This is a genomic window from Pseudomonas sp. BCA17 (assembly GCF_004519405.1).
Classification (GTDB): Bacteria; Pseudomonadota; Gammaproteobacteria; order Pseudomonadales; family Pseudomonadaceae; genus Aquipseudomonas.
On record NZ_SGWI01000001.1, the window covers coordinates 1,260,758 to 1,284,969 of the forward strand.

Here is a 24,212-nt window from a genome sequence, read left to right on the forward strand (position 1 = left end):
CGGCGCCGACAATCAATGAGTTCGTGCGCTCTTCTCCACCACACACATTGGCGTGCCCGCCACCGGTTCATTGACGATCTGCACGTGCACATCAAACACCCGCCGCATCAACTCGGCACTGATCACCGCCGCGGGCGCACCGTCGGCCACCAACCTGCCGCCGTGCATCACTGCCAGATGATCGGCATAGCGACACGCCTGGTTGATGTCGTGCAGCACGGTGATGACGGTCTTGCCTTCGGCAGCCAGCTCGCCCATCAAGTCCAACAGTTCAACCTGATGGCTGATGTCCAGGTACGTGGTGGGTTCGTCGAGAAGCACCACCGGTGCGTTCTGTGCCAGCACCATGGCCAACCACGCACGTTGGCGTTGACCGCCGGACAGGTCCGCCAAGGCACGCTCGGCCAGGGTATCCAGTTCCAGGCGTTGCAGGGCTTGGCTCACATGGGATTGGTCGTTGCCGCTCAGGCGCCCCCACAACGAGTTGTGCGGGCTGCGACCGTAGGCAGCCAGCTGGCGCACACTCACACCCTCCGGCACGGGCAACACTTGCGGCAGGAACGCGATCTGCTGCGCCAGTTGCCGAGCGGACAAGCTGGCGTAGGCTTGCCCCTGCAGGGTCAGCGCGCCATGGGTTGGCTTGAGGATACGGGCGAAGGCTTTGAGCAAAGTGGACTTGCCGCAGCCGTTAGGGCCGATCAACGCAGTGACCTTCCCCGCCGGCGGCGCGAACGACAACCCCTGCACGATGCGCGTCGCGCCATAACCGATATCGAGCTGGTGTGCGTGCAGAATACTCATGTGATCAGCCCTTGAACCGTGCCAGTAACCAAAGAAAATAGGGCGCGCCGATCACTGCCGTGAGCACCCCAGCCGGGATTTCGCTGGGTGCGATCAACGTGCGCCCGAGGGTATCGGCGAGCACCAGCAACAACGCGCCGATCAGCATCGCGGCCGGCATCAGGTGGTGGTGATGCCCACCCACCAGGCGCCGGGCCATATGGGGCGCCACCAGCCCGATGAAACCGATCGGCCCGATCACGCCCACGCCCAGGCTGGTGAGCATCACTGCGCAGGCCATCGCCACCCAGCGCGTGCGGCGCAGTGCGGTGCCCAGGCTATGCGCAGCCTCATCTCCAAGCGCGATCAGGTTCAGTGGCTTGGCCAGACACAGCCCCATTGGGATCAGTACGAGGAACGGCAGCACCAACGCCACATGGTGCCAGCTCCGACTCCACAGGCTGCCGGTGAGCGCGAGCAACGCGGTGTTGATATCCAGCGGGTGGGACAGGATCAGAAATTCGGTGACGCTGGACAAGGTCACCGCAATCGCCACTCCGGACAACGCAAAGCGTACCCCGGAAAAACTCACCCCCGTGTTGTACAGCGCCAACAGCAGCGCTCCGCCGGCCCCGCCCAGGCACGCCACCAGTGGCAGCCAGGCGATCGGCAATTGCGGCCAGGTGATGATCGCCACGGTGAGCGCCAACCCCGCGCCTTGAGTAACGCCAAGAATTTCCGGCGAGGCCAAAGGGTTGCGAATCACGCCTTGCACAATCGCCCCTGCCAGGCCGAAGGCACACCCGGCGAGGATCGCGATCAGGCTGCGAGGCAGGCGGTGGTTCCACACTTCAAAATCGAGGGCGTCGTGGGCCAACAGGCGCTCAAGCACAGTGTCGGGCGTGAGCCACGAAGTGCCGGCGCTGAGGCTGACAAACGCCACCAGCAGCAACAGGCCCGATAACAGCCCAAGGCGAAAACGTGGCCGAATCATAGGGCGCGCCTGGCGAGAAAGAGAAAGAATGGCGCGCCGATCAGTGCAGTGACCACACCGGCCGGGGTTTCCACCGGGAACGCCACGGCGCGACTGAGCAAGTCGGCGCCCAGCACAATCACGGCGCCCAGGGCGGCACTCAGCGGGATCAGCCAGCGATAATCGTTACCGAGAAACTGCCGGACGATATTGGGCGCAATCAGCCCGACGAAGCCGATGGGGCCGACCGCACAGACGCTGGCGCCCACCAGCAGCAAACTGGCGACGAAGACCTGCAGGCGCAGGCTGGCGATACCCACGCCCAGCGAACGGGCGGCATCTTCGCCCAGGTTGATCAGGTTCAAGCGTGGCGCGCACCACAGCGCCCACAGGCCGCCGACCAAGGTGCAAGGCCAGAGCAGTTGCACCTGTGCGGCACCAGTGTTGGCCAGGGAACCGGCCAGCCAGTTGAGGACACTTTGCGCCTGGGCTTCCACCAGGATCACCGTGAGCCGGGTCAAGGCCGCGCACAACGCCGCCACGGCCACGCCGGCCAGCACCAGGCGGCCTTGGGACGTGGCGGGTGACCACGCGCCGCCGAGGCTGAACACGGTGACCCAAGCCAGCGCGCCCCCCACGCAAGTCATCAACAAGGCGCCCCCTGCAAAGGGTGGTGCCACCAGCCCGGTGGAAAACAACGCCAGGCCCAGGGCTGCCCCCGCCGTCACGCCGAACAAAGACGGCGAGGCCAGGCGGTTGCGCGTGATGCCTTGCATCAATGCGCCCGCCAAGCCCAGGCACGCGCCCACCAAAGCCGCACACACCGCACGTGGCACCCGCAGTTGGGCGACGATGTAAGCCATATTCCCGCCCTGATGGCCTTGGTGCACCAAGCCATTCCACGCGTCGCCCGCGGTAATTACAAACGGCGACCAGCTATACAGCGACAGCCAGAACAACCAGGCCCCCGACAGCACGACGCCGACGGCGGCTAAACGGCGCTGCACGGTTATTGACTCAGTACGGCTTTGCCGCCCTTGAGAATCGCCAGGGCGTCTTCTGCGATCTGCTCCGAGGCCAACACACCTCGATTGCGCGCCCAACTGTCCCCGTCCACTTCGGCCACATGCTGGTTGCGCACGGCGCCAAGCACTTGCCACAGCGGCTGCTTGCTCCAGGCGTCAACAATGCTCGGGCGGCGGTAGTGGCCGACCAGCAACCAGCCGGGGTCGAGCGCGAGCAGTTGTTCCAGGCTGACGAACTCGGTAGGGGCGGCCATGGCGCGTACCGACGGTACTTTCAGGCCGATGGCCTCGAGCACGCTGCCGGCGTAGGAGTCCGGACCGTGCACGGAAAAACTGTCTTCGCGCGCGACGCCGAACAGCACACTGGCACCGGCGGGGATCTGCTGTGCGATCGCCTTCAGGTGCTCACGGTTCTGCGCGATGCGCGCTTCCATCTGCGGGCTCTTGCCCAACGCCTTGCCGATCAGTTCCGCGGACTTGAGGCTGCCCTGGTAATCCTCGCCACGCGACGGCAACAGCAAGGTGGGGGCGATGCTGGAGAGGTCGCTATACAGTGCCTGGTGGCGGTTCAGGTCCGCGACGATCAGGTCAGGCTTGAGCCGGGCGATTTCCTCGATGCTCGGCTGCGAGCGCAAGCCCACGGATGTCCACTGGCCGATAGCCTTGCGTACCTTGGGCAACACGCGGTTCGCATCGCCATCATCCGCCGCCCCTACGGGCGTGACGTCTACTGCCGCAAGGCTGTCGAGAAAGGAAAACTCCAGCACCACCACGCGCTTGGGCGCATCCGGCAGGTGCACGGCGTGCTGGCCGTCGTTGAGGTCGATGGGGGCGGCGCATAACACACTTGAAGAGAATGCCAGGACAAAGGCGGCAAGGGTCGGGATGGAGCGCAGTATTCGCATGAACAACCTCGGCGTTGAAACACCCCAGCTAGGCAGGCTGGGGAAAACGGCGGGTACTATTCCATAACGGCGCGACGCAATCAAAAAACATTCTTATTAACACCACTCCAGCCAAGCACGATACGCCCTCCTCCGATTGACGTTCCTCAATGCGGCCGGCAGCGAGGCCGGCAAGTGCTTTCCTGGCGACGACACGGGGGACGCGATCGACGGCATTTCAGTAACCAGCATCGGATGAAAGCCCGGCAGAACTGGACGCCGCGCCCTGAAGCGGTGCATATCGAGTCCCCAAGCGGCGTAATTGATGGCGTACTGTCCTAAACCGGGCTCAACGGTGAGACAATCCTGGCGTGCTCTGTACGTACCGTACGCAGGCTTTTCTCCGACTACGTTTACGCCACAGACTCACAGCGCTTCGACGGATAATTTCGGCGGTGGTTGGCATTTTTGCATCCGCAGAATGCTAAGAATGGGTGATGCCATGAAAGTTGTTAAATCGCTCTACTTCCAGATTCTCTGCGCCGTGATACTGGGCAGCGTGGTCGGGCACTTCTGGGCTCAGCAGGCCATTGCACTCAAGCCGCTGGGTGATGCATTCATCAAGCTGATCAAGATGATGACTGCGCCCGTGGTGTTTTGCACCATCGTCACTGGCATCGCCGGGATGAGCGACAAGCGCTCCCTCGCACGCCTGCTCAGCAAGACCATGCTGTTGTTCTTCGGCTTGACGGTGATCAGCCTGTTGATTGGCCTGGTGGCGGTGTACCTGCTCCAGCCCGGCGCGGGCATGAACATCGATCCCAGCCAACTGAGTACCAAAGGCCTGGCCCAATATACCGAGCCGGCCGCAAAGCTTGGGGTGGTGGAGTTTTTCATGCACATCATCCCAGAGACTTATATCGGTGCCTTCAGCAAGGAAGAAGTGCTGCCGGTGCTGTTTATTGCGGTGTTGACCGGCTTCGCCTTGTCGTCACTGGGCGAGCGTGGCAAACCGATGCTCGACCTGCTCGAGTCCGCCTCGCAGGTAGTCTTCAAGATCTTTGCGTACCTGATGCGTTTTGCTCCGGTCGGCGCCTTCGGGGCGTTGGCGTTCACCGTCGGCCAGTACGGCATCACCTCGCTGGGCTCTCTGGCGAAGCTGATCATGACCTTGTACATCGCCTGCGGTTTTTTCGTGTTCGTGGTACTGGGCAGCATTTGCCGCGCCAACGGTTTCAGCCTGTGGAAACTGCTGCGCTACTGCCGCGAAGAGTTCCTGGTGGTGCTCGGCACGTCCTCTACGGAGTCCGTCATGCCGCGCATGCTGGAGAAACTCGAGGCGCTGGGTTGTAAAAAAGGGTTCGTGGGCCTGGTACTGCCAGCCGGCTACTCGTTCAACCTGGATGGCACCGCGATCTACTTGTCGTTGGCGGCGATGTTCATTGCCCAGGCGTGCAACATCGAGCTGAGCCTGACGCAGATCATCACCATGCTGGCAATCATGCTGCTGTCCTCCAAGGGCGCCGCCGGCGTCACCGGCAGTGGGTTCGTGGCACTGGCCTCGACCCTGACGGTCATCCACGACATCCCGGTGGCCGGCCTGGCTCTGCTGATCGGCGTAGACCGCTTCATGTCGGAAGCGCGGGCCCTGACCAGCCTGGCCAGCAATGCCGTCGCGACGGTGGTGATTTCGCTGTCGGAAAATGCCTGCCATCGCGAAACGCTGCACCGGATGCTCGACGCCAAACCCTCGGCGACGCAGGCAGAAGCGTGGGACGACCTGGAAGCCTCCAAGCGCACTTAGCAAATACGCGCGGCACGGCGCCAAGCAGGACCGTGGGCAGGCGCCTGGATCATGCGGTGCGCGCGGCAATCGCCTCCACTTCCACCAACGCGCCGGGCAATGGCAAGGCCACCACTTGCAACGCGGTGCGCGCCGGTTTTTCGGGCTGCTGCGGCGTGCCGAAGAACTGCGTATAGCCACGCTGCAACCCGGCGAAATCGAGCTTGCCGGCGGTCTCCTCGGCCCCCACCAGAAATACGCGCAACTGAACAATGTCGCCCAGGTCCAGGTCGTGTTGGCGCAGGATCCGGCGGATTTTGTTGAACACCGAAACCGTCTGTATTTCAGTGTTGCCGTAGACGCCCGGAACGTTAGGATCGACGAGGTCCGGCAAGGTGCCACTGACAAAAACCAGGCTCGCTGAAGCCGGTACGGTGACGGTCTGCGAAATAGGGAATTCGCCGAGGCTGGTGCGTTGAATGCTGTCGCTCATGGTATTGCTCCTTATGAGGCGGCCACTGCCGCGATCTGTCGTTGCTGAGTTACGCGTTCGGCCAGTTGCCCCACCACATGACGCGCCGAGTTGGCCGCCGATTCCTGCCAGATACCCACGCCGCTTTGCACCAGGCCGTCACCGGCGAAGTACACACGGCCATGGGGTTGCTCCAGCAAGGCGCTGGCGTCAGCCGGGAAGTGTTCGCGTTGCAGCCAGGGGCCTTCGCTGTAGGGGATCTGCTCCCACGACACCGCCAGCGGGTTGCGCAGGTGTTTCGAGTAGCCCGGATGCAGCCACTCCACCGCATCCCTGGACGTGGCGTACTGCTTATCGAGGGGTTGTGCGCCAAACACGTCGGCCCCCTCCCCGGTCACGTAACCGGCCACCAATAAACCTTCGCGCGTATTGAGATCGTTGCTCGGATACCACAACAGGCGTGCCGGGTGCTCGATCCAGGAAAGGCCACCGTAGGTGCGGTAATCGGTTTCCCAGAAGCGCGGCGATTGCCACGCCACCTTGGTCGCCTGATCGTTGCGCGTGCTGCGCAAGGCGGCCTTGATCGGATCGCTGAAGTCGGTGTCGAGCCTGGCCAACAGCGGCAGCGGCAAGGTCGAGACCAGATAATCGGCGCGCACTACCTGTTCGCGTCCGCTGGTTGAGTCGTGGTAGGTCACCGCAACGCCGTCTTCGAGCTGGCGGATCTGCCGCACCTGGGCGCCCAGTTGCACCTGTCCGCGCACGCGTTGGTAGAAGGCCTCGGTGATACGGTCCATGCCGCCCACGGGCTGGAACATGGTGGCCGAGAACTCCGGGAATTCAGTGTGCAATAACGCGCCCCAGAGCTCGGGGTGCAGCAGTTGATCCAGCGCCAATGGGCTGCGACTGGCGGGCAAGGCGCCGGGATGGGCCGCTGATTCCAGGTGCCCCGAACGCAGCGTGCCTTCAAAGGCCAACTCTTGCGACAAGTCGCCATACACTTGCAGGAACGCCAGCAACCGGGTGCGCTCTTCGCCGCTTAACACATCATCGAGGGCATCCCGTTGCACGGCCTTGGCCAGCAAACCGGACAGGTGCCCACGCGCATCGTTGACCGCCTGGCCGACCGTGAACGCCGGCCGTTGCAGATCCGGCCGCACCTGGGCGCCATGGCTGCTGTTGACCAGCACTTCCAGCGGCACGCCCAGTTCACTGCAATAGTCGAGAATCGTGCGGTGCTGGCTGGGAATGCGCGCAGGCCCCGCGTTGAAATAGTGGCCCTGGTCAAAAGCGGCGGTTTGCGTGCGGCCGTCCTTGTAGTCCACACGGTCGCCGTGACGGATTGTCCAGGTACGCCCGCCGACCCGCTCCCGGGCTTCCAGCACCTGCACGCTGAACCCGGCGCGGCTCAGCTCCAGGGCCGTGACCAGGCCGGCGATCCCGGCACCGAGCACCAGCACGCAAGTGCCCTGGCCCAGGCCATCCTTGAGCTTCAAGGGTTGCGGCCGGCGGTGCGACGAAGGTCCCAGGCCCAGTACCGCCAGTGCATCCTTGACGGCTTTCTCGCCCCCCACGGCGGCGAGGCTCGACAGTGCTTCACGTCGTGTCAGTCCCATGGTCGATGCTCCTTAATCCGGCAGGCCCGGAGGGTTGATCAACGACCGGTCGACACGCTCCACATCCAGGCCCCAACGCTGCAGCACCTGCTGGTATTGGCCGCCGGCAATCGCGCCCTCCAGAGCGGTGTGGATCGGCTTGACCAGACCGTTGTCCTTGCGTGTAGTCACGGCAATATCCGCCTGCAGCGGCCAGCCACCGTTCACGGTGCCGACGCGCTTGATGCCTCCGGTGATCGCCGCGGAATAGGCATACACCGAATTGGGCCCGAACAACGCATCGCTGCGCCCCGACTGTACCGCCAGTTGTGCGGCGGCCTGGTCGTCGAAGTACTGCAACAGCGCAGGCTTGATGCCGGCCTTCTCATTGGCCTCGTTCCAGGCCAGCAGGACTTTTTCCTGGTTGGTACCGGAGCCGACAATGATCTTCAGCCCGGCAATGTCCGACGCCTGTTTGATCTCGCTGATCTTGCTGGTGCTCTTCACATAAAACCCGAGCACGTCCTGGCGATAAGTGGCGAAGTCAAAACGCTTCTTGCGCGCTTCGGTCACGGTTACGTTGCTGATCACCGCGTCGTATTTGCCCGAGCTGACGCCCAGCGGCCAGTCTTCCCAACTGGTCTGCACCACGTTGAGTTGCAGGCCCAGGCTATCGGCGACCAGTTGCGCGGTGTCGGCCTCGCTGCCGATAGTGGTCTTGTCGTCATTGGCCAGCAGCGCCAGCGGTGGCCCGGCCACGCCGGACACGGCCACGGTGAACTTGCCCGGCTGGGCGAACTTGAAGCCTGGCGGGATCTGCGCGATAGCCGCTTCATTGCGCGGCACATGGATGCGCACGCGGTCGGGGCTGAGGTCGACCTGTTGCACGGCATAGGCGGTGTGCGCGGTGCCGACAGCAAGCGTCAGCAAGGCCACGCGGGCAGTATGGATGAACATGGGCAGTCACTCCTTGAACTAAAGCACTTTGCCGAGAAAGGCCACGGTGCGGGGATGTCGGGGCTGGCGGAAGATCTGTTCGGGCGGGCCTTCTTCGATCAGTTGACCGTCGCAGAGAAACACCACGTGGTCGGCCACTTCCCGGGCAAAACCGATCTCATGGGTGACGATTACCAGGGTCACGCCCAGTCGGGTCAGGCCCTTGATCACGTCGAGCACTTCGCCCACCAGCTCCGGGTCGAGGGCCGAAGTAGGCTCATCGAACAGCAGCACCTTGGGGTCCAGCGCCAAGGCCCGCGCGATGGCGACGCGCTGTTGCTGGCCGCCGGAGAGCTGGCGCGGGAAGGCATCGGCCTTGTCCGCCAGGCCAACCTTGGCCAGCAACTCGGCCGCCTTGGCCTGCGCCTCGGCCTTGCTCCAGCGCTTATGGGCCAGGGGCGCTTCGGCGATGTTTTCCCAGGCGGTAAGGTGCGGGAACAGGTTGAAGTTCTGGAACACGAAACCTACGTCGATGCGGCGCTTGAGAATCTCGCGTTCCTTGAGTTCGTAGAGCAGGTCGCCCTTGCGTCGATAGCCGACGTATTCACCGTCGATGGTGATATGCCCGCTGTCGATCTTCTCCAGGTGGTTGATGGTGCGCAGCAACGTGGATTTGCCCGAGCCGGATGGCCCGAGGATCACCGTGACTTTGCCCGGGTCGATGGTCAGGTCGATGTCCCGCAGGACCTGCTGGTTACCAAAGCGCTTGCCAACGCCCTGGATCTGAATGCGTCCGGCGCGTGCTTCACCCATGGGCCTTCTCCTTGAGCCAGCCGCGTACACGCTGCAGCGGCGTGGGCGGCAATACGCGGGCGGTGCCGCGGGCAAAGTGGCGCTCGACGTAGTACTGGGCGCTGGTGAGCACGGTGGTGATGATCAGGTACCACACGGTCGCCACGATCAGCAGCGGGATCACCGCCTGGGTGCGGTTGTAGATGACCTGCACGGTGTAGAACAGCTCCGGCAAGGCCAACACGTAAACGATGGACGTGCCCTTGACCAGGCCGATGATCTCGTTGAACCCCGACGGTAAAATCGAGCGCAGTGCCTGGGGCAGGATGATGCGAAAGATCCGCCGCGAGGCGGGCAACCCCAGGGCCGCCGCCGCCTCATGCTGGCCGGCGTCGACACCGATCAGGCCGCCGCGAATGATCTCCGCCGCATAGGCCGCCTGCATCAGGCTCAAGCCCAGCACCGCCACGGTGAATTGGCTGAGCACATCCACCGTCGACCACTCGGCAAACACCACTTCGGTGAACGGCACACCGAGCACGATGTGGTCATACAGATACGCAAAGTTGTACAGGATGATCAGCACCAGCAGCGCCGGCATCGAGCGGAAAAACCAGATGTAGCCCCAGGCCAATGCCGCCAGCAGCGGCGAACCCGACAGCCGCGCCAGCGCCAGTGCGGTGCCGAGGATGACACTGAACACGGTACTGAGCAGCGTCAACAGCAACGTCTGGCCCAAGCCACGCAGTACCGACGGCGAAAAGAACCACTGGCCGAACACACCCCATTCCCAGCGCGGGTTGGTGGCCAGGGAATGCGCGATGGCGAGCAGCACCACTGCGGCGAATATCGACCCGGCCCAGCGCCAGGGATGCCGGGCGGGCACCACGTGCAGGGCCTTGATCGGCGTGACGACACGGGCCTGGCGAACCGGGCTGACCTCATCAATCAGGTCATAGGATTTGGCGACGATAGGCATGTTCTGTTCCTCGCTCGTGCAGGCGTTAGAAGGCGTAGGTCAAACGGGTGTAGTAGTACCCGCCGGTAAAACCGTAGGGCGAATAGGTGCCGTAGCTGGCGAGCATGGTGCTGCTCGGCACGCCTTGTTTCTTGGGGTAGAGGTCAAACAGGTTCTTGGCGCCGACAGCGATGTTGAGGGCTTTGGTGAGGTTGTAGCCAAGGTCGAGGTCGGTGATCCAGCGGGCGTTGTAGACCCGGTCGAGGTCACGATTGGCCGAGGAATTGACCTCCTTGTACGAACCGTAGCGGGTCAGGGCGAGGTTGAGGTTGAAACGCTCGATGCTCCAGTCGCCGCCCAGGATCAACTTGGTATTGGGTTGCACACCGGTGATCAGGTTGCGGGCCTGGCGGTCCATCAAATCGTAGGAGGTGCCCAGGATAGTGGTGGAGGCCTTGTAATTGAGGATTTGGGTCTGGTTCCAGTTGAACGCCGCCGTCCATTTCAAGGCACCGAACCGGCCGAGGTCCTGGCTGTAGTTGCCCACCAAGTCGACACCTTTGGTACGGGTGTCGGCACCGTTGATGAAGTACTGGCCGCCCGAAGTGGAGTTGATGCCATTGTTCTGCAAGACCTGGGTGACTTCGGGGCCGAGCAAAGTGCCGGTGAGCGTGATGCGGTCGCGCAGGTTGATCACGTAGGCATCGGCGGTGAAGTTCAAGCGGTCGGAAGGCGTCAGGGTGAAACCGAGGCTGAAGTTGGTCGAGCGCTCGGGCTTGAGATCCTGGGCGCCCAAGGCCTTGGCCGCCGCCGAGCCGACCGGTAGTACACCGTAGTTGATCGACTGGTAGACGCCATCGACCACCCCATAAGTCGTGGACCGCGCGCTGAACAGGCTGTTGGCCAGGGACGGTGCCCGAAAGCCATTGCTGACCGTGGCACGCACGGCGAATTGCGGGGTGAAATCGTAGCGGGTGGTGAGCTTGCCGCTGCGGGTGGCGCCCACGCCTTCGTTGTAATGCTCATACCGAAAGGCCGTGCCGACGTACCAGTCCGGCAGTGGGTTGAACCCCACATCAACGTAACTGGCGAGGCTGTTACGCGAGGCGCTGCTTTCTTCATCCGGCGAAATGCCGTTGGTGACCTGCGCCCCGGACGAAGCGCAATTGCCCGGCGCCACACAGTAGCCGCCGTTGGCATAGGACGCGTAGTCACCGGCCTGCACCTCATAAGTGTCGCGCCGATGCTCGAAGCCATAGGACAGATCGAGCGGCTTTTGCAGGCCGATATCGAAGCCGCGCTTGAAGTCCAGGTTGGTGGTCAGTTCGGTGGAAATCCAGGTGCCGGAGGTGAAACTGTTTGGCGTAGCCTCACCCAGGGACGGGTTCTGGTTATGGGTGGTGCCCTGCTCCGCTTCGTTACGCCCGTAGGTGGTGGACAAGTCCCAGTTCCACTCACCGAGGGTGCCTTTGCCGCCGAAGGCCGCCTGGAAATCGTCCTCGTCGATGTACCAGGTGGGCGTATACCCGGCCGGGTAACCATTGGGCCCGGTGGTGATGGTGTTGGTGATGGTCGGCAGGCGGAAATTCTGGCCCTGCTCGGCCTTGCGCCGCGAATAGGTGGTGAAGGAGTACAGGCTGAGGCTGTCGTCAATCGGCAGCTCGGCGTTGTAACCCAGGGTCAGCAAGTTGGTCTTGGGGGTGCCGTAGCCGCCATAGGTGGCCTTGCCTGCCAAGCCATAAGCCTGCTCATAGGTGTAGCCGTTGGCGCTGGCCTTGTTGTCATCGTTCTGGCTGCGCGCATCCAGCGCCAGTTGCAGGATGCCGCCGTCACCGATCTCAAAGCCCTTGTTAAGGCTTTGCTGCACGGTCTGCTTCTTGCCGTCGTAACCCTGGCCGACGTTGGTTACCGAGGTGCCGCTGGTGTCGGCCTTGAGGATCACGTTGATCACGCCGGCGATGGCGTCGGAACCATACTGGGCGGCAGCGCCGTCGCGCAGAACTTCCACATGGTCGATGGCGCTGATGGGGATCAGGTCGAGATCGGCAGGCGCCGCACCGGTGTTGATGCCGTTGATGTTCAGCGTGGCGCTGGTATGGCGGCGCTTGCCATTGACCAGCACCAGCACCTCGGCGGCGCTCAGGCCACGCAGGTTGGGTGCGCGAGCAATGCCGCTGGCGTCCCAGCCGGTTTTCTCCGGCAAGGTGAGCGACGGAATCACCGCGCTCAAGGCCTCCATCAGGCCGGGCTTGCCGGTGCTCTGCAATTGTTTGGCACTGACCACATCGATGGGCACCGGGCTGCTGGTGACGGTGCGTTGCTCGGCGCCACGGTTGCCGGTGACGACAACGGTGGACAGGGTGCTGTCGTCCTGGGCTTGCGCCGTGTTGCCCAGTAGGGCCAATGCCAGTGCGGCGCTTGGTGATAAGACGTGCTTCATATCCACTCCAGCATTTCCAAATCGCGAAGTCGGGCAGTCACGCGGTCGTGAAGACTGCGCGGTGTCAGGAGTTGTGTCGGCGGTTTGGGCTAGGTGTGGCGAGGGGGTTGAATCGACAACATGGGGTGAGCTCCCTTCCAACGATTCGCGGTGGGCTCAGGGGTTGATCACCCTGGCATGGTGCGCGGAATCTGAATCACGCTGGGTACCATCCGGGGTCAGGGGTAGGCTGTTGAGTCCAAACATAACGGAATGGATTTCAAAAATATAATGCTGTTTTGATATAAGCTAATATTCTCTAATTTTATTATTTATAAAATCTTTATTCCTATTAAGAATGTTTTTCTGCTGCATTGGCTGGGCTTGGCAGCACGCGAGTGCTTTCTCCGAGGTGTTGGGATTGGCGGTAGACGGACCGCAGGGCGCGCTTTGAGCGTGCGCCGAAGGCGCTTTGCACAACTCAGGCAGACACTCCGCAATAAATTTGCTCGCAATTATTTAGCGCGCCTATTATTTCGATTGATTCTTTTGTATTCCTGAATTTCCAAACGGCCTCCAAGCTGAAGCTGAGAATCACTGTGTCGCCCGAACAGGCTGCCGATGTTCGCATGTGGGAAAACCCCACCACCAAACCTGGCCCCTGGAGGCCTCTATGAAATTAAGATCCTTGAATATCGCCCGCAGAGCTTTCGTCTGCTTCGGGTTAATCACACTCGTACTCATCAGCTTGGCAGGCTTCTCGTATGTGCAGATAGATCATCTGCGCAATGCAGAGCAGGACATCGAGCAAAACTCACTACCCAGCGTCCAGGTCATCGACGATATTCAAATCGCCCTTCTTCACGCTCGCCTTGAAAGTATCCGCATGCTCTCGAGCACGACCAAGGATGTGCACGATAAATCGCTGTCATTGGTCGAAGACGCTATACAGACACTTCAAGCGAAGACAGCGTTTTACCGCGACCACCTCCTATCCGGCCAGCAGGATGAAATCCAGTTCGCGAAAACCAATCAGGCCCTGAATGTGTACATCGACGGCCTCAAAAAAGTACTTGCCCTGGATTCGTCTGACCATGACCAGGCTGTCATCTTTGCCAACACAGAACAGGCACAACGAGCCATTGCTTATCAAGAGCAGCTAACCATTCTTCGAGAGCAGAATGCGCGTCAGGCGGTAATGTCTGGCCAAGACGCGGCAAACGTCTATACGCATAGCGTTAATGTGCTGATTGCGGTACTGGTCGTGGCATTTATCTTAACCATCGTGTTGGCGACACTGTTCACTAACAGCATTGTCAGCCCCATCACTTCCTCGCTTAAGTTGGCGGAAGACATTGCCTCCGGCGACCTCACCCACGACCTGGAAGTAACAGGTTCGGATGAAGCCTCGCGCTTGATGCATGCACTCAATCTGATGCAGAAAAATCTCAGGAGTACAATTTTAGAAATCTCGGGGGCCTCTACCCAACTGAGTACTGCGGCCGTTGAAATGACCTCGATCACAGAAAGTGCTGATCGCACCCTGCAACAGCAGAACAGCGAAATAGAGCAAGCAGCCACAGCGGTAACCGAAATGAGTGCTGCTGTCGAAGAGGTCGCCCGGAATGCCAACTCCACATCTGAGGCGGCGATGCAGTCGAGCTTGGCAGCTGACCTCGGCAATCAAAAAGTGACTGAAACGCTGACAGCAATGCGCGGGCTGACAGGGCTGGTCGAGGTCTCCTCGGAACAGGTAAAAGAACTCGCAGACCAAGCCCAGGACATCACCAAAGTTCTGAACGTGATTAGAGCGATTGCCGAGCAAACGAACCTCTTGGCGTTGAACGCGGCGATTGAGGCGGCCCGTGCAGGAGAACAAGGTCGTGGTTTTGCAGTCGTAGCAGACGAAGTTCGGGCCTTGGCGCACCGCACCCAGACTTCGACTCAAGAAATTGAACAGATGATATCTACGATCCAGGCAGGTTCTTCAGCCGCAGTCGAATCGATGCAGAAAAGTACGTCTGAGGTCTACAACACACGAGATACGGCGGAGCAAGCCGGTAATTCACTACGCCAGATTATTGATTCCGTTCTAGAAATCAACGACCGCAATATCCAGATCGCTACCGCGTCTGAGGAACAAGCGCACGTAGCACGTGACGTTGATCGCAGCCTCATCAGCATTCGCGACCTTGCCGTTCAGAGTACTGAGGGCACCCGTCAGACCCTGGTTGCCAGTAATGAGTTGTCGCGTTTGGCAATCAACTTGAACGACTTGGTGCTCCGGTTCAGGACATAGCAGCAGGCCCCAGTGTGGTGCCAAGTCATAACACCGATACAAAACCTCCAGTGAACCGCTCAGCTACAGATAGCAGAGGATAAAAATGGCTTCTCATGAGACCGCCTTGCATTCTGTGCTGAGCGCAGATGAACGCTCGACAATAGCTGAACTTGAGTCCACAAGCGCTATTTTGCAGCTGGTTACGCGCCTTACAGGGATGCGGTTTGCCGGTATTGCCAAATTCACAGAAACGGACTGGATAGTTTGCTCGGTTCACGACCCCACTCATCTGGGTATAGAGATCGGAAACATTCTAGAGCTGGAAATTACGCTCTGCAGCGAGCTGAGAAGAAACCCCCAAGCACTTTTTATCCCAACGATCAGTAGCGATAGCAGATATTCAGAGCGCAGCGTCGTAAAGCGGTACGGATTAGAAAGTTATGCAGGTGCTCCCATCTTTCTTCCTGACGGACGACTCTATGGTGCTCTGTGCGCACTAGACTCGCGTTCAATGTTATTTGAAGATCCTGACCTGGAAGAAACTTTGATGTTATTTGCGAAGCTCATAGGCTGTATTTTTTTCTCCAATCTTGCTGCTGATCAAGCGCCCACACAGCCTTGTGAGGTGGCGTAGAACCAACGGACTTAGACGTCAGCGAAGAATAGCAGTGACGTACGCCTGGTATGCCCACGGCGCAATCAGTCCTTGTTCAACTTCACCGGTGATGGCGATAATTTTTGGGTATGCGTGGGGCCCAGTTGGGTTCGCAGGGTCGTATGAACCACGCCAATGACGCTGGTGGCGGTAAGCACGTTCGGCCACAACGGCCATGGTATTACCCAGATCAGCACGGCCGTCATAACCGACCTGACGCGCCGCCCCCCAACAGAGCGGACTGTGCATTTCATTCTGGTTGAACGGCGACTGACGGCCGGGCTTCCAGGGCTGTTTATCCAAGATGTGGCTTTAGCATGCCCCACGCTTTGGTGGTAAATCGGTAACTCCTGTCCGACTGAAAAGCGATGACGCCCACCTCGGCAAGACGCTTGAGTACTTCCCGCACACTGACAATCGTCAGTTCGGAAGAAGACGCTTCTATATAAGCATGCACGCCCTGCACACCGATCAAACGTTCCTCCTGCGTAGCCAGGACTAATGCATTGATCACCTTCAAACGAAACAGACTGGTACGCAACCCGTAAACACGCAGCATCTCGCGGATATGGTGGTTCGTACTGTAATCACATTCGAGTGCGAGTTGACTGGTCGTGGCCTGAAACGGACGACACCTGTCAGTGGAGGTAAATCCCTGGTTGTCCAGCATGCGAATACTCCCTTTCCGAAATGTTCAGATGGAGTTGCTACGTCTGCCGTAGCAACCCTTCCCGTATTCGTCAGAAGTCGACGGTGGCCGATAGCTGCAAGGTCCGCGGATAACCCGGGGAGAATGCACCGTAGGAAGCAACGCCCGACCAGTACTCACGATCAAACACGTTCTGCACGGTGGCCCGAAACGTCGTCGGCCGGCCTTCGATTTTGGTGGCATAACGCGCGCCGGCATCAAAGCGGGTCCAGGAGCTCAGTTCCTGCGTATTGGCCTGATTGACGTACTGGCTGTCGGTATAGATTGCGCCGCCAGTGAGGGTAAAGCCCTCCAGCCATGGCGTATCCCATTCGGCCCAGAGATTGGCCTGCACGTCCGGCACGCCCACCGGTTTGTTGCCGCGATTGGCCTTGGTCGCCGAATCGGTCAGCTCGCCGTCGAGTAGCGTCACACCGCCCATCAATCGCGTGCCCGGTGCAACTTCGCCGAACATGCTCAACTCGATACCGCGATTACGTTGCTCAGCCTGCACTGAGAACACGTTGTCGGCAGCGACTTCGCCACTGGGTTTCTCGATCTGGAACAACGCCAGCGTGGTCATGAACGTGCCGTGTTCATATTTGACGCCGATCTCATGCTGCTTCGACTCGTACGGCGCGAAGGTCTCTCCGGCGTTGGCCGCCGTGCCCGGGGCAATGTCGCCCTTGCTCAAGCCTTCTACATAATTGTAGTAGAGCGAAACGTCTTCCCAGGGCTTGACCACCACACCGACCAGCGGAGTTGTGGCGTTGTCCTTATATTTCGAGCTGACCGCACCGGCGGCGCTGTAGTTACGCGATTCGATGTCCTGACGCCGTACACCGAGGGTCAACTGGAAGCGGTCATCGAGTATCGACATCGTGTCGGTCAACGCCACGCCGGACAGCTCCGATTCGGAAACGCGCAACACGTTTGGTGAACTGATGTACTGCTGCGGCCTGTCGATCGGGTGGTAGATATTCGACAGGATGGCCGTGCCGTTGTTGATGCCGCGCGACAGTTCATCCTGATACCGGGTCGCCATCACCGTGGTGGTGTGGGTGATCGGCCCGGTGTCAAACACACCACGCAGGCCGATATCGGCAGTCGAGCGATCGACGTTGAATTTGTAATAACCGGGAATGTTGCTGGTGTCACCGGCGTCGTTGAGGATTCTCGGCACCTGGTCGGACAGGCGTTTGACATCGGATTTACCTCCGCCGGCATGAGCGAACACAGTGACGTTATCCGTCAGGTCATATTCACCGCCGAGCAACGCCGACTGTTCTTTGGTGTCCGACCAGCCCCAGTCCTGCGACAGGTTGGTGCGGCCGTTAGGCGCGGACGGCACATCAACCCCCGGCGCGATAGTGAAGGGCCGCGAAGCGCCCTCCCAGCTTTCTTTCTGGCTGATGTAATCGAGGTTCAAGCGCAAGCGCTCGCCGCGGTAATCCAGCGCAATGGCGCCGATACCGAGATCGCGATGTTGATCGTCAATCGCCGTATCACCTCCTTGCAGGTTGCCGTTGAAACGCACGCCGAACTGGTTTTCCGAACCGAAGCGCCGGCTCAGATCCAGATGCCCGCCGACTTGAGAGTCGGAGGCATAGGTGCCGGTGAAGCGGGTCAGGTCTTCATCCAGCGGACGTTTGGGCACAATGTTGATCACACCGCCGACGCCGCTGTTGGGCGAGATGCCGTACATCAGCGCGCCGGGGCCTTTGAGCACCTCGACTCGCTCGGCGTAGTCGGTGAACACACGATAATTCGGCGCGACGCCATAGACACCGTCGAACGCCAATTCACCGAGGTTGCCTTCGCCAATCGGGAAGCCACGAATGAAAAACGAGTCAACGATACCGCCAGTCTGGCCGGTCGAACGCACCGAGGGATCGCGCTCCAGCGCATCGGCGACGGTCACGGTTTGCAGATCGGCGAGGGTTTTGGCGGTGTAACTGGTGACGCTGAATGGCGTGTCCATCACATCTTTGTTGCCCATCATGCCCAGTCGGGCACCGCGAGCAACCTGACCACCGGCGAGGGTGTCCGGTAAAGCCGTCGCGCCGTTGTAACGGGCACTGACGTTGGTGGTGTCGAGGATCAGCGCGTCCGGAGCGGCGTTCGCGGTCTGGTCCGCGACGACGCCTGGTTGCTCGGCGTTGGCGGCCCAAGCGTTGGCGCTTCCCGCGACCAAAACGAAATTCAGCATGGCGGTACGCACAGCGAGTGTTAACACCCGCTCACCGCAAGGACGACTGACAACAGGCATGACTTGAGGATCCTTTTCATCGAGAGAAAATGGTAATCACTCCTATTGCCAGTCGACCCGCGAAAAAGTATCACCCGCAGTACAGTTTTTTGCTGAGGTCCGCACAGGGTCAGGCGTAGAGGCGTTCCAGCGGAATCGCGACCACCGGCAGCGCCGGGTCAAAAGCGTGCCGGGTGGTCTTGTACGGAAATATCTCACCGCGAGCGATGGTGCTGAAAATACGCGCCACCTCGAACGCCTGCCCGGTTTGCCAATGCCGCACGCACACCCGCGGATCGGTGTAATCGAGCTGGATACACGGCACCCGTTTCAAACCCAGTTGCAACGCCGCAGTGAAACGGTGATTGCCGTCCATCACGATGCCGCGCGAACGCTCGACGATGATCGGTTCCAGCCAATGCCCGGCGCGGACAATCGACTCGCGCAGCAACGTCACGTTGGCCGGGTCGACCTGCTCCGACTGCAACACTTCACACAGTGGCCGCAGTGCAATCTGATAACCGTGGTCCATGGGGGTTCTCCTGATTCGCCGAGGATGTCAGCAGGCGTCGGCGCGGACGACGGGCGCATGCTGACCGGCCACTTCAAGCAGGCGCCGGGCGTGTTCGATCAGCGGCAAATCGACCATCTCGCCGTCCACTTGCACCGCATGGCTGCCGCTCGCAACCGCTCTCATCACCCGATCGGCCCATGCCAGTTGGCGTGAATCCGGCAGGAACGCGCGCTGCACCGTGGCCAGTTGGCCGGGATGGATACACAGCTTGGCGCCGAACCCCAACGAACGGGCGTAATGCGCGTCCTTGGCGACCGCCGCCAGGTCGCCGATCGCCGGCGACACGCCATCGATCGGCGACGGTAAATCCGCCGTGCGCGAAGCCAGTACGATGCGGTTGCGGGCGAACAGAAACGCCTCCGGCACTTGGCTGCAACTGATATCGAGCGAGAAATCCAGCGAACCGAACGCCAACCGCGCCAAGCCCGGAATCGCAGCGATCGACTCGATCTGCTGCAAACCTTTGGCGGTCTCGATGATGGCGACGATCGCAAGCGTCGGTTGCCATTCCAGCAAACGCTCGACGACGCGCGCCAGTGCCTCGGAACATTCAGCCTTGGGCAAGAAAATCCCGTCGCATCGCTCGGGATAGCGCAGGTCGCTGAGCCAATTCAGATCCTCGACAAACAGCGCGCTGCTGACGCTGTTCAGGCGGATGTACCGCTCGCAGGCAACACTCGGCGTACCCTCCTGCCATACCCGGATGGCGGTGCGGGCAGCGGCTTTGCTGTCCGGATGAACGGCATCCTCAAGGTCGAGAATAATTGCGTCCGGCCCCGCTGCGCAGGCTTTGGAAAAGCGCTCGGGGCGATTGCCCGGCACGAACAGGTAGCTGATCGCGAGTGGGGCTTTGCGGTTGAGTCGATCGGATTGCATGGCGTTGCTCCTATGACGTGAACCAGTCGTGGTTTGTGAAAATTTTCAGGCCCCTTGAACGGCGGATTTGCCTGCTATTGCGGGGCTTGTTGCAACAGCCTTTAACGCCTTATTGATCAAGCAATTAAGAGACTTTTTAATCTCGGGACGAACGAGTCCTTGAGCGTGTAAATGCACGTTCATGGATTCGCCTGGAGCAGGTGTTTATTCAAAAATATTTGAAAACCTTACTTGATAATCGTTCCTGTTCGCAATATTGTTCACCCCGCCAAGAGGAACTATCCTCGCTTCAAAGCAAGACATTCGTATCTCGGTAAGTACCTTTCAGTGATGTCACTTAAACATCAACCACGGGCATTTACAGGGCGCTGACCTATAACTACCGGTCAGCTCATACATCCGTGCAAACCTTATGGAATGGGGTTCTCATGCAATTGATTTGTGAACCATTTATGAAGACTTGCGTTTCTGAATCAGCATCGAATTTTGTCTGGCATCCACCTCCGAGCCATTTACAACCTCGTTTCTGACGAGCTAACACATTAAAAAATCGATAACGTTTAGTTATTGAAATATCAATGGCGAGGTCACTTCCAACGCCAGGGGCCAACTATGCCTAAAACAAATACGCTGCTGGTCGTATTGCAAAACAAAGTCCATCATCCGGAGCTATTAAAGCCACTGATTGACCCGGTTATTGCCACGTTTATCAACAACTTCCCGACGACACTTGCGGATCTTGTAGAACAGCATGGATCGCCGTTGAATCTGGTCTGGCCCCATGCATTTGAATTAAATACGCAGGCCTTGCTGACGGTGTTAAAGCAGTACAACGTGCCCCATGCCATTTTCTACGGGGCCAAGGCCAACAAGTCGCAAAGCATGCTCAGCGCAGCGGCAAGTTCGGGGATCGGTGTCGATGTATCGAGCGTCCATGAGTTGCAGGCCGCGCTGCGCGCAGGTACGCCCGGCAGAAAAATCTGCGCCACGGGACCGGCGAAAACGGCGGTATTCCATCAAGCGCTGATCGGCGCCGGCTCACTCATTTGCGTGGACTCGCTGGAGGAATTCGATCATCTGCATGGCGTAATTGAAACGCAGCCACCCCCTGCAAAAGTCCGAGTTTTACTGCGGTACAAGCCAAAAAGCAGTGCGAAAAGCCGGTTCGGGATGGGTTCGCAAGACATGCTCGAATGCCTGCAACGGCTGACGAAACACACCCGCTTTTTTCACTTCGAGGGCTTTCATTTCCATCTGGGTGGCTATGGATTCGAATCCCGTGCGCAAGCGTTCCGTGAAGTCACCGGGTTCGTCGACGCAGCCAGGGAAATCTGCTTGAATCCGCAGATGATCGATATTGGCGGCGGTTTGCCGATTCGTTATGTCGAGCCTGAGACTTACGCACAGTTCCTGCAAAATGATAATAACCCGAGCCATTATTACAACCAGACCGTTCCCGCCGCTTATTACCCTTACGGCAGCGAACTGACAGCGCCACAGTGGTTGAGGTTATTACTCGAAGCCGAACATTCACCGGGTCTGTCAATTGCCAACTATTTGATTCAGCAAAATATAACCCTGGCACTGGAACCGGGCCGAAGCCTGGTGGACCAAGCGGCGATTTCAATATTTCGTGTAACGCGCACAAAAAAGCTGGCCGATAATAAAACCGTCATTTTCGTCGAGGGCAGTAGTTTCAGTGCTTGCGAAACCTGGTTCGCCTCTGAATATCTGATTGATCCGATCCTGATCAGCACAGGACAACATCCACCTACACAAACCCAGGCATATATCGCTGGGCATAGTTGCCTCGACGATGACGTCATCACTTATCGCTTGATCAACTTTGCAAACCAACCCCGCTGCGGTGACCTATTGATTTACGTCAACACCGCCGGTTATCAGATGGACTTGCTGGAAAACGAGTTTCATCGTCATCCGCTGCCCCAGCGGTTGACGGCGACCTGTTGTACGGAAGGTAACTATGCGTTTTCACCTGACTACTAAAGGGACCAATTAAAATGATATTGAAAAAAGTTTCGGACCTTATCGGTAATACACCTATGTTGGGCATTGATGTTCCGGACACCAGTGCCCGTTTGTTATTGAAGATTGAAAAGAACAATCCCGGCGGCAGTATCAAAGACCGCATGGCGCGCAATATGGTGCTGGCGGCGCTCAAGTCCGGTCGCCTGAAACCCGGCGGTGTCGTTGTCGAATCGTCGTCGGGCAATACCGGAATTGGCCTGGCCATGGCTGCGGTCGAGTTCGGGCTGCATTTCATCGCCGTGGTCGATCACCACGCCGCGCAAGACAAGATCGCCGTGATGAAGGCCCTCGGGGCCGATATTCGTTTCGTCAAAGGCACCTATCGCGAAGATGAAGTGGCCGTAGTCGAGCGCCAACAGATGGCAGCCGAGCTGGCCAGCGAGATTCCCGGCGCGGTGTTCATGAACCAGTCCGACAATGCGGCCAATGCCGGCGGCTACAGCGATTTCGTCCGCGAAACCATTGCCCAGGCTGAAGGCGCTGTCGGCGCTTACGTCGGTTGTGTCGGCACCGGCGGCTCGATGACCGGCATCGCGCGCGGCCTGAAAGTGCACAACCCGGACACTGTCACCGTCGCGGTGGAACCCGCCGGTTCGATCGTCTTCGGTCACCCCGGCTATCCCTACTACCAATCCGGCACCGGTACGCCGGCCGGTGACACCGTGGGCCTGGTGCTCGACTACAGCTGCATCGATCTTGGCGTGCAAGTCACCGACTCGCAGGCGTTCGAAACCGCCCGCTATATCGCGCGCAACTTCGCCTTACTGGTCGGAGGCTCGACCGGTGGTGCGATTTTCAAGGCACTGGAGCTGATCCACAAAGGCGTGCTGACCGGCAACGTCGTGGTGCCGATTGCCGACGGTGGCGAGAAATACCTGCACACGGTGTTCGATGACAAATGGCTGCAGGAGCGCGATCTGATCGACCCGAGCATCGCCCCGCAACTGGACGCCTGGCTGGGCAAGACCCAATGGCTGGACACCGTTTCCGCGCCGCTGCAACTGAGCGTCGCATGACCCCCCCTTCACACAGGAACGCCTCTCGATGAATCTGTTGAAAGTCGCTATCTGTGGTGGCGGCAGGACTGGCCATCTCAACGCCATCCTGTTCAAGCAGCTACCGAATGTCCAGGTTTCGATGCACACCCATAATCAGGAGGTCATCGAACAACACGCCCGCCAGACGCCGATGCAGGCGTTGCTGCCCGACGGTTCGACCCTGAGCGCCCGACTGGATCGGGTGACCAGCGATGCCAAAGCAGCGGTTGAAGATGCCGACATCGTCATCATCACCGTGCCGGCCCATGCCCGCCCGCAAACCCTGAAGGACATCGCACCGCATTTGACCACCGGCAAACCGGTGTTTATCGGTGCCATTCCCGGCTTTTGCGGGTTCGACTGGCTGGCCGAAGCCACCCTGCCCGACCGGCCGAATGTGGTGATTTGGGGCATGAAGGATGTGCCGCACACAGCGTTCGAATTGACCCCGGGACGCTCGATCAAAATGGGCGGTGGCAAAAGCCAGTTGTATGTGGCGACCCACGCCCGGGAGCCGCAAACAGCGCGCCAACTGTTGGAAAAAATACTGATCAGACTGTACGGCCCTTGCGTGACGATGCTCGACCATTATCTGGAAATCACGCTGACGCCAGGCAACCCGATCATGCACAGCTCGGTGATCTACGGGCTGATCGGCCCCTACGGCCAGTGGCATCGCAAGATCTTCCCGCAACCCATGTGCTGGTGGACCGAGTGCCCGGAACTCGGCGCCTATTTCCTCGAACGCATGGATCAGGAAAGTCAGGCGCTGTGTGCAGTGATCAGCCAGCGCCTGGGCATCGACCTGTCTTCGGTGAAATCCCTGAAACAGGAAATCGTCGAAGCCTACGGCGAGCAGATCCGCGACCCGAGCAGCATGCTCTCGATACTGCGCACCAATCAGGCCTACAACAACATCCTTGCGCCGATGGTGCCGGCCGCCGACAACCGCGCCGGTTACGTGATCGAGCGCGAAAGCCGTGCCTTCAACGAAGACGTCGCCTACGGTCTGGTGCTGCTGGCGGAAATGGCCAAACGTTTCGACCTCAAGGTGCCTTACATCGAGGAAGTGTTGCAGTGGAGCGTGGCCTATATGCAAGGCCTGCGCGACTCGGCACTCGATTACTTCCCAAGCCAATGGCCGCACACGACAAGCGCCGCCGCTTGATCTCTCTATTCAATTTTCG

General features: G+C 59.8%; 19 protein-coding genes and 2 pseudogenes. 7 read left to right on the plus strand and 14 right to left on the minus strand.

What is annotated here, in order from left to right; genetic code table 11:
• Positions 1 to 12 precede the first annotated feature (12 nt).
• Genes fecE through EXW71_RS05760 form a run of 4 tightly spaced genes read right to left on the minus strand, consistent with a single transcriptional unit; the run spans position 13 to position 3,677 of the window.
• Entirely contained in the window at positions 13 to 801 is a 789-nt protein-coding gene (fecE, locus tag EXW71_RS05745; RefSeq protein ID WP_134656714.1) for a Fe(3+) dicitrate ABC transporter ATP-binding protein FecE, read from the minus strand.
• Positions 802 to 805: 4 nt separating this feature from the next.
• Positions 806 to 1,774, minus strand: a complete 969-nt coding sequence (locus EXW71_RS05750) for an iron chelate uptake ABC transporter family permease subunit (RefSeq protein ID WP_134656715.1) — start codon at positions 1,772 to 1,774, stop codon at positions 806 to 808.
• A complete protein-coding gene (gene fecC, locus EXW71_RS05755; RefSeq protein WP_134656716.1) occupies positions 1,771 to 2,760 on the minus strand; it encodes an iron-dicitrate ABC transporter permease FecC in 990 nt (329 codons plus the stop codon). Before fecC ends, EXW71_RS05750 begins: the two co-directional genes overlap by 4 nt.
• Before the next feature lie 2 nt (positions 2,761 to 2,762).
• Positions 2,763 to 3,677 (minus strand): Fe(3+) dicitrate ABC transporter substrate-binding protein FecB, encoded by a 915-nt coding sequence (locus EXW71_RS05760; RefSeq protein ID WP_167659636.1) that lies wholly within the window; start codon positions 3,675 to 3,677, stop codon positions 2,763 to 2,765.
• A gap of 475 nt (positions 3,678 to 4,152) precedes the next feature.
• Here EXW71_RS05760 and dctA point away from each other — a divergent pair, with 475 nt between their 5' ends.
• Positions 4,153 to 5,466 carry a C4-dicarboxylate transporter DctA gene (gene dctA / locus EXW71_RS05770; protein WP_134656718.1) on the plus strand — a complete coding sequence of 438 codons (1,314 nt, stop codon included), beginning with the start codon at positions 4,153 to 4,155 and terminating at the stop codon, positions 5,464 to 5,466.
• A 49-nt stretch (positions 5,467 to 5,515) separates the two neighbouring features.
• Here dctA and EXW71_RS05775 read toward each other — a convergent pair whose 3' ends face one another.
• Genes EXW71_RS05775 through EXW71_RS05800 form a run of 6 tightly spaced genes read right to left on the minus strand, consistent with a single transcriptional unit; the run spans position 5,516 to position 12,638 of the window.
• A complete protein-coding gene (locus EXW71_RS05775; protein ID WP_123716912.1) occupies positions 5,516 to 5,938 on the minus strand; it encodes a RidA family protein in 423 nt (140 codons plus the stop codon).
• 11 nt (positions 5,939 to 5,949) lie between these two features.
• On the minus strand, positions 5,950 to 7,533 hold the full coding sequence (locus EXW71_RS05780) for an FAD-dependent oxidoreductase (protein WP_134656719.1): 1,584 nt from the start codon (positions 7,531 to 7,533) through the stop codon (positions 5,950 to 5,952).
• 12 nt (positions 7,534 to 7,545) lie between these two features.
• On the minus strand, positions 7,546 to 8,469 hold the full coding sequence (locus EXW71_RS05785; protein WP_134656720.1) for an ABC transporter substrate-binding protein: 924 nt from the start codon (positions 8,467 to 8,469) through the stop codon (positions 7,546 to 7,548).
• Between the two features lie 18 nt (positions 8,470 to 8,487).
• The gene (locus tag EXW71_RS05790) at positions 8,488 to 9,261 is read right to left on the minus strand and encodes an amino acid ABC transporter ATP-binding protein (protein WP_134656721.1); all 774 of its coding nucleotides are present in this window, start codon (positions 9,259 to 9,261) and stop codon (positions 8,488 to 8,490) included.
• Positions 9,254 to 10,219 carry an amino acid ABC transporter permease gene (locus EXW71_RS05795; protein ID WP_134656722.1) on the minus strand — a complete coding sequence of 322 codons (966 nt, stop codon included), beginning with the start codon at positions 10,217 to 10,219 and terminating at the stop codon, positions 9,254 to 9,256. Before EXW71_RS05795 ends, EXW71_RS05790 begins: the two co-directional genes overlap by 8 nt.
• Before the next feature lie 25 nt (positions 10,220 to 10,244).
• A complete protein-coding gene (locus EXW71_RS05800; protein WP_134656723.1) occupies positions 10,245 to 12,638 on the minus strand; it encodes a TonB-dependent siderophore receptor in 2,394 nt (797 codons plus the stop codon).
• Positions 12,639 to 13,290: 652 nt separating this feature from the next.
• Here EXW71_RS05800 and EXW71_RS29355 point away from each other — a divergent pair.
• From EXW71_RS29355 to EXW71_RS05810, 3 genes and pseudogenes are all read left to right on the plus strand, one after another.
• Positions 13,291 to 14,058, plus strand: a pseudogene (locus EXW71_RS29355) (MCP four helix bundle domain-containing protein); the annotation flags it as partial.
• A gap of 261 nt (positions 14,059 to 14,319) precedes the next feature.
• Positions 14,320 to 14,916: pseudogene (locus EXW71_RS29360) on the plus strand (methyl-accepting chemotaxis protein); the annotation flags it as partial.
• Between the two features lie 85 nt (positions 14,917 to 15,001).
• On the plus strand, positions 15,002 to 15,532 hold the full coding sequence (locus EXW71_RS05810; protein WP_134656725.1) for a GAF domain-containing protein: 531 nt from the start codon (positions 15,002 to 15,004) through the stop codon (positions 15,530 to 15,532).
• A 316-nt stretch (positions 15,533 to 15,848) separates the two neighbouring features.
• Here the strand turns inward: EXW71_RS05810 and EXW71_RS05815 are convergent, their stop codons facing one another.
• The 4 genes from EXW71_RS05815 to EXW71_RS05830 all read right to left on the minus strand — a co-directional run bounded on the left by EXW71_RS05815 (position 15,849) and on the right by EXW71_RS05830 (position 19,939).
• On the minus strand, positions 15,849 to 16,223 hold the full coding sequence (locus tag EXW71_RS05815; RefSeq protein WP_134656726.1) for a fe2+ zn2+ uptake regulation protein: 375 nt from the start codon (positions 16,221 to 16,223) through the stop codon (positions 15,849 to 15,851).
• Between the two features lie 70 nt (positions 16,224 to 16,293).
• Positions 16,294 to 18,510 carry a TonB-dependent siderophore receptor gene (locus tag EXW71_RS05820; protein WP_134656727.1) on the minus strand — a complete coding sequence of 739 codons (2,217 nt, stop codon included), beginning with the start codon at positions 18,508 to 18,510 and terminating at the stop codon, positions 16,294 to 16,296.
• Positions 18,511 to 18,619: 109 nt separating this feature from the next.
• The gene (locus EXW71_RS05825; RefSeq protein ID WP_134656728.1) at positions 18,620 to 19,021 is read right to left on the minus strand and encodes a ParB N-terminal domain-containing protein; all 402 of its coding nucleotides are present in this window, start codon (positions 19,019 to 19,021) and stop codon (positions 18,620 to 18,622) included.
• 27 nt (positions 19,022 to 19,048) lie between these two features.
• Positions 19,049 to 19,939 (minus strand): CoA ester lyase, encoded by an 891-nt coding sequence (locus EXW71_RS05830; protein WP_134656729.1) that lies wholly within the window; start codon positions 19,937 to 19,939, stop codon positions 19,049 to 19,051.
• 612 nt (positions 19,940 to 20,551) lie between these two features.
• On the opposite strand from EXW71_RS05830, the gene EXW71_RS05835 reads away from it, so the two are divergent.
• The 3 genes from EXW71_RS05835 to EXW71_RS05845 are packed head-to-tail and all read left to right on the plus strand — an operon-like array spanning position 20,552 to position 24,193.
• A complete protein-coding gene (locus EXW71_RS05835; RefSeq protein WP_134656730.1) occupies positions 20,552 to 21,946 on the plus strand; it encodes a Y4yA family PLP-dependent enzyme in 1,395 nt (464 codons plus the stop codon).
• A gap of 14 nt (positions 21,947 to 21,960) precedes the next feature.
• Positions 21,961 to 23,004 carry a PLP-dependent cysteine synthase family protein gene (locus EXW71_RS05840; protein ID WP_134656731.1) on the plus strand — a complete coding sequence of 348 codons (1,044 nt, stop codon included), beginning with the start codon at positions 21,961 to 21,963 and terminating at the stop codon, positions 23,002 to 23,004.
• A gap of 28 nt (positions 23,005 to 23,032) precedes the next feature.
• Complete coding sequence (locus EXW71_RS05845; RefSeq protein ID WP_134656732.1) at positions 23,033 to 24,193, plus strand: NAD/NADP-dependent octopine/nopaline dehydrogenase family protein; 1,161 nt, start codon at positions 23,033 to 23,035, stop codon at positions 24,191 to 24,193.
• The last annotated feature ends 19 nt before the right edge of the window (positions 24,194 to 24,212 follow it).

Coding starts and splice junctions, on each gene's coding strand:
- EXW71_RS05840 (WP_134656731.1), top strand. CDS start 21,961: ATGATATTGAAAAAAGTTTCGGACCTTATCGGTAATACACCTATGTTG.
- EXW71_RS05750 (WP_134656715.1), bottom strand. CDS start 1,774: ATGATTCGGCCACGTTTTCGCCTTGGGCTGTTATCGGGCCTGTTGCTG.
- EXW71_RS05785 (WP_134656720.1), bottom strand. CDS start 8,469: ATGTTCATCCATACTGCCCGCGTGGCCTTGCTGACGCTTGCTGTCGGC.
- EXW71_RS05800 (WP_134656723.1), bottom strand. CDS start 12,638: ATGAAGCACGTCTTATCACCAAGCGCCGCACTGGCATTGGCCCTACTG.
- EXW71_RS05830 (WP_134656729.1), bottom strand. CDS start 19,939: ATGCAATCCGATCGACTCAACCGCAAAGCCCCACTCGCGATCAGCTAC.
- fecE (WP_134656714.1), bottom strand. CDS start 801: ATGAGTATTCTGCACGCACACCAGCTCGATATCGGTTATGGCGCGACG.
- EXW71_RS05775 (WP_123716912.1), bottom strand. CDS start 5,938: ATGAGCGACAGCATTCAACGCACCAGCCTCGGCGAATTCCCTATTTCG.
- EXW71_RS05780 (WP_134656719.1), bottom strand. CDS start 7,533: ATGGGACTGACACGACGTGAAGCACTGTCGAGCCTCGCCGCCGTGGGG.
- EXW71_RS05815 (WP_134656726.1), bottom strand. CDS start 16,223: ATGCTGGACAACCAGGGATTTACCTCCACTGACAGGTGTCGTCCGTTT.
- EXW71_RS05835 (WP_134656730.1), top strand. CDS start 20,552: ATGCCTAAAACAAATACGCTGCTGGTCGTATTGCAAAACAAAGTCCAT.
- EXW71_RS05825 (WP_134656728.1), bottom strand. CDS start 19,021: ATGGACCACGGTTATCAGATTGCACTGCGGCCACTGTGTGAAGTGTTG.
- EXW71_RS05795 (WP_134656722.1), bottom strand. CDS start 10,219: ATGCCTATCGTCGCCAAATCCTATGACCTGATTGATGAGGTCAGCCCG.
- EXW71_RS05790 (WP_134656721.1), bottom strand. CDS start 9,261: ATGGGTGAAGCACGCGCCGGACGCATTCAGATCCAGGGCGTTGGCAAG.
- dctA (WP_134656718.1), top strand. CDS start 4,153: ATGGGTGATGCCATGAAAGTTGTTAAATCGCTCTACTTCCAGATTCTC.
- EXW71_RS05810 (WP_134656725.1), top strand. CDS start 15,002: ATGGCTTCTCATGAGACCGCCTTGCATTCTGTGCTGAGCGCAGATGAA.
- EXW71_RS05845 (WP_134656732.1), top strand. CDS start 23,033: ATGAATCTGTTGAAAGTCGCTATCTGTGGTGGCGGCAGGACTGGCCAT.
- EXW71_RS05820 (WP_134656727.1), bottom strand. CDS start 18,510: ATGCCTGTTGTCAGTCGTCCTTGCGGTGAGCGGGTGTTAACACTCGCT.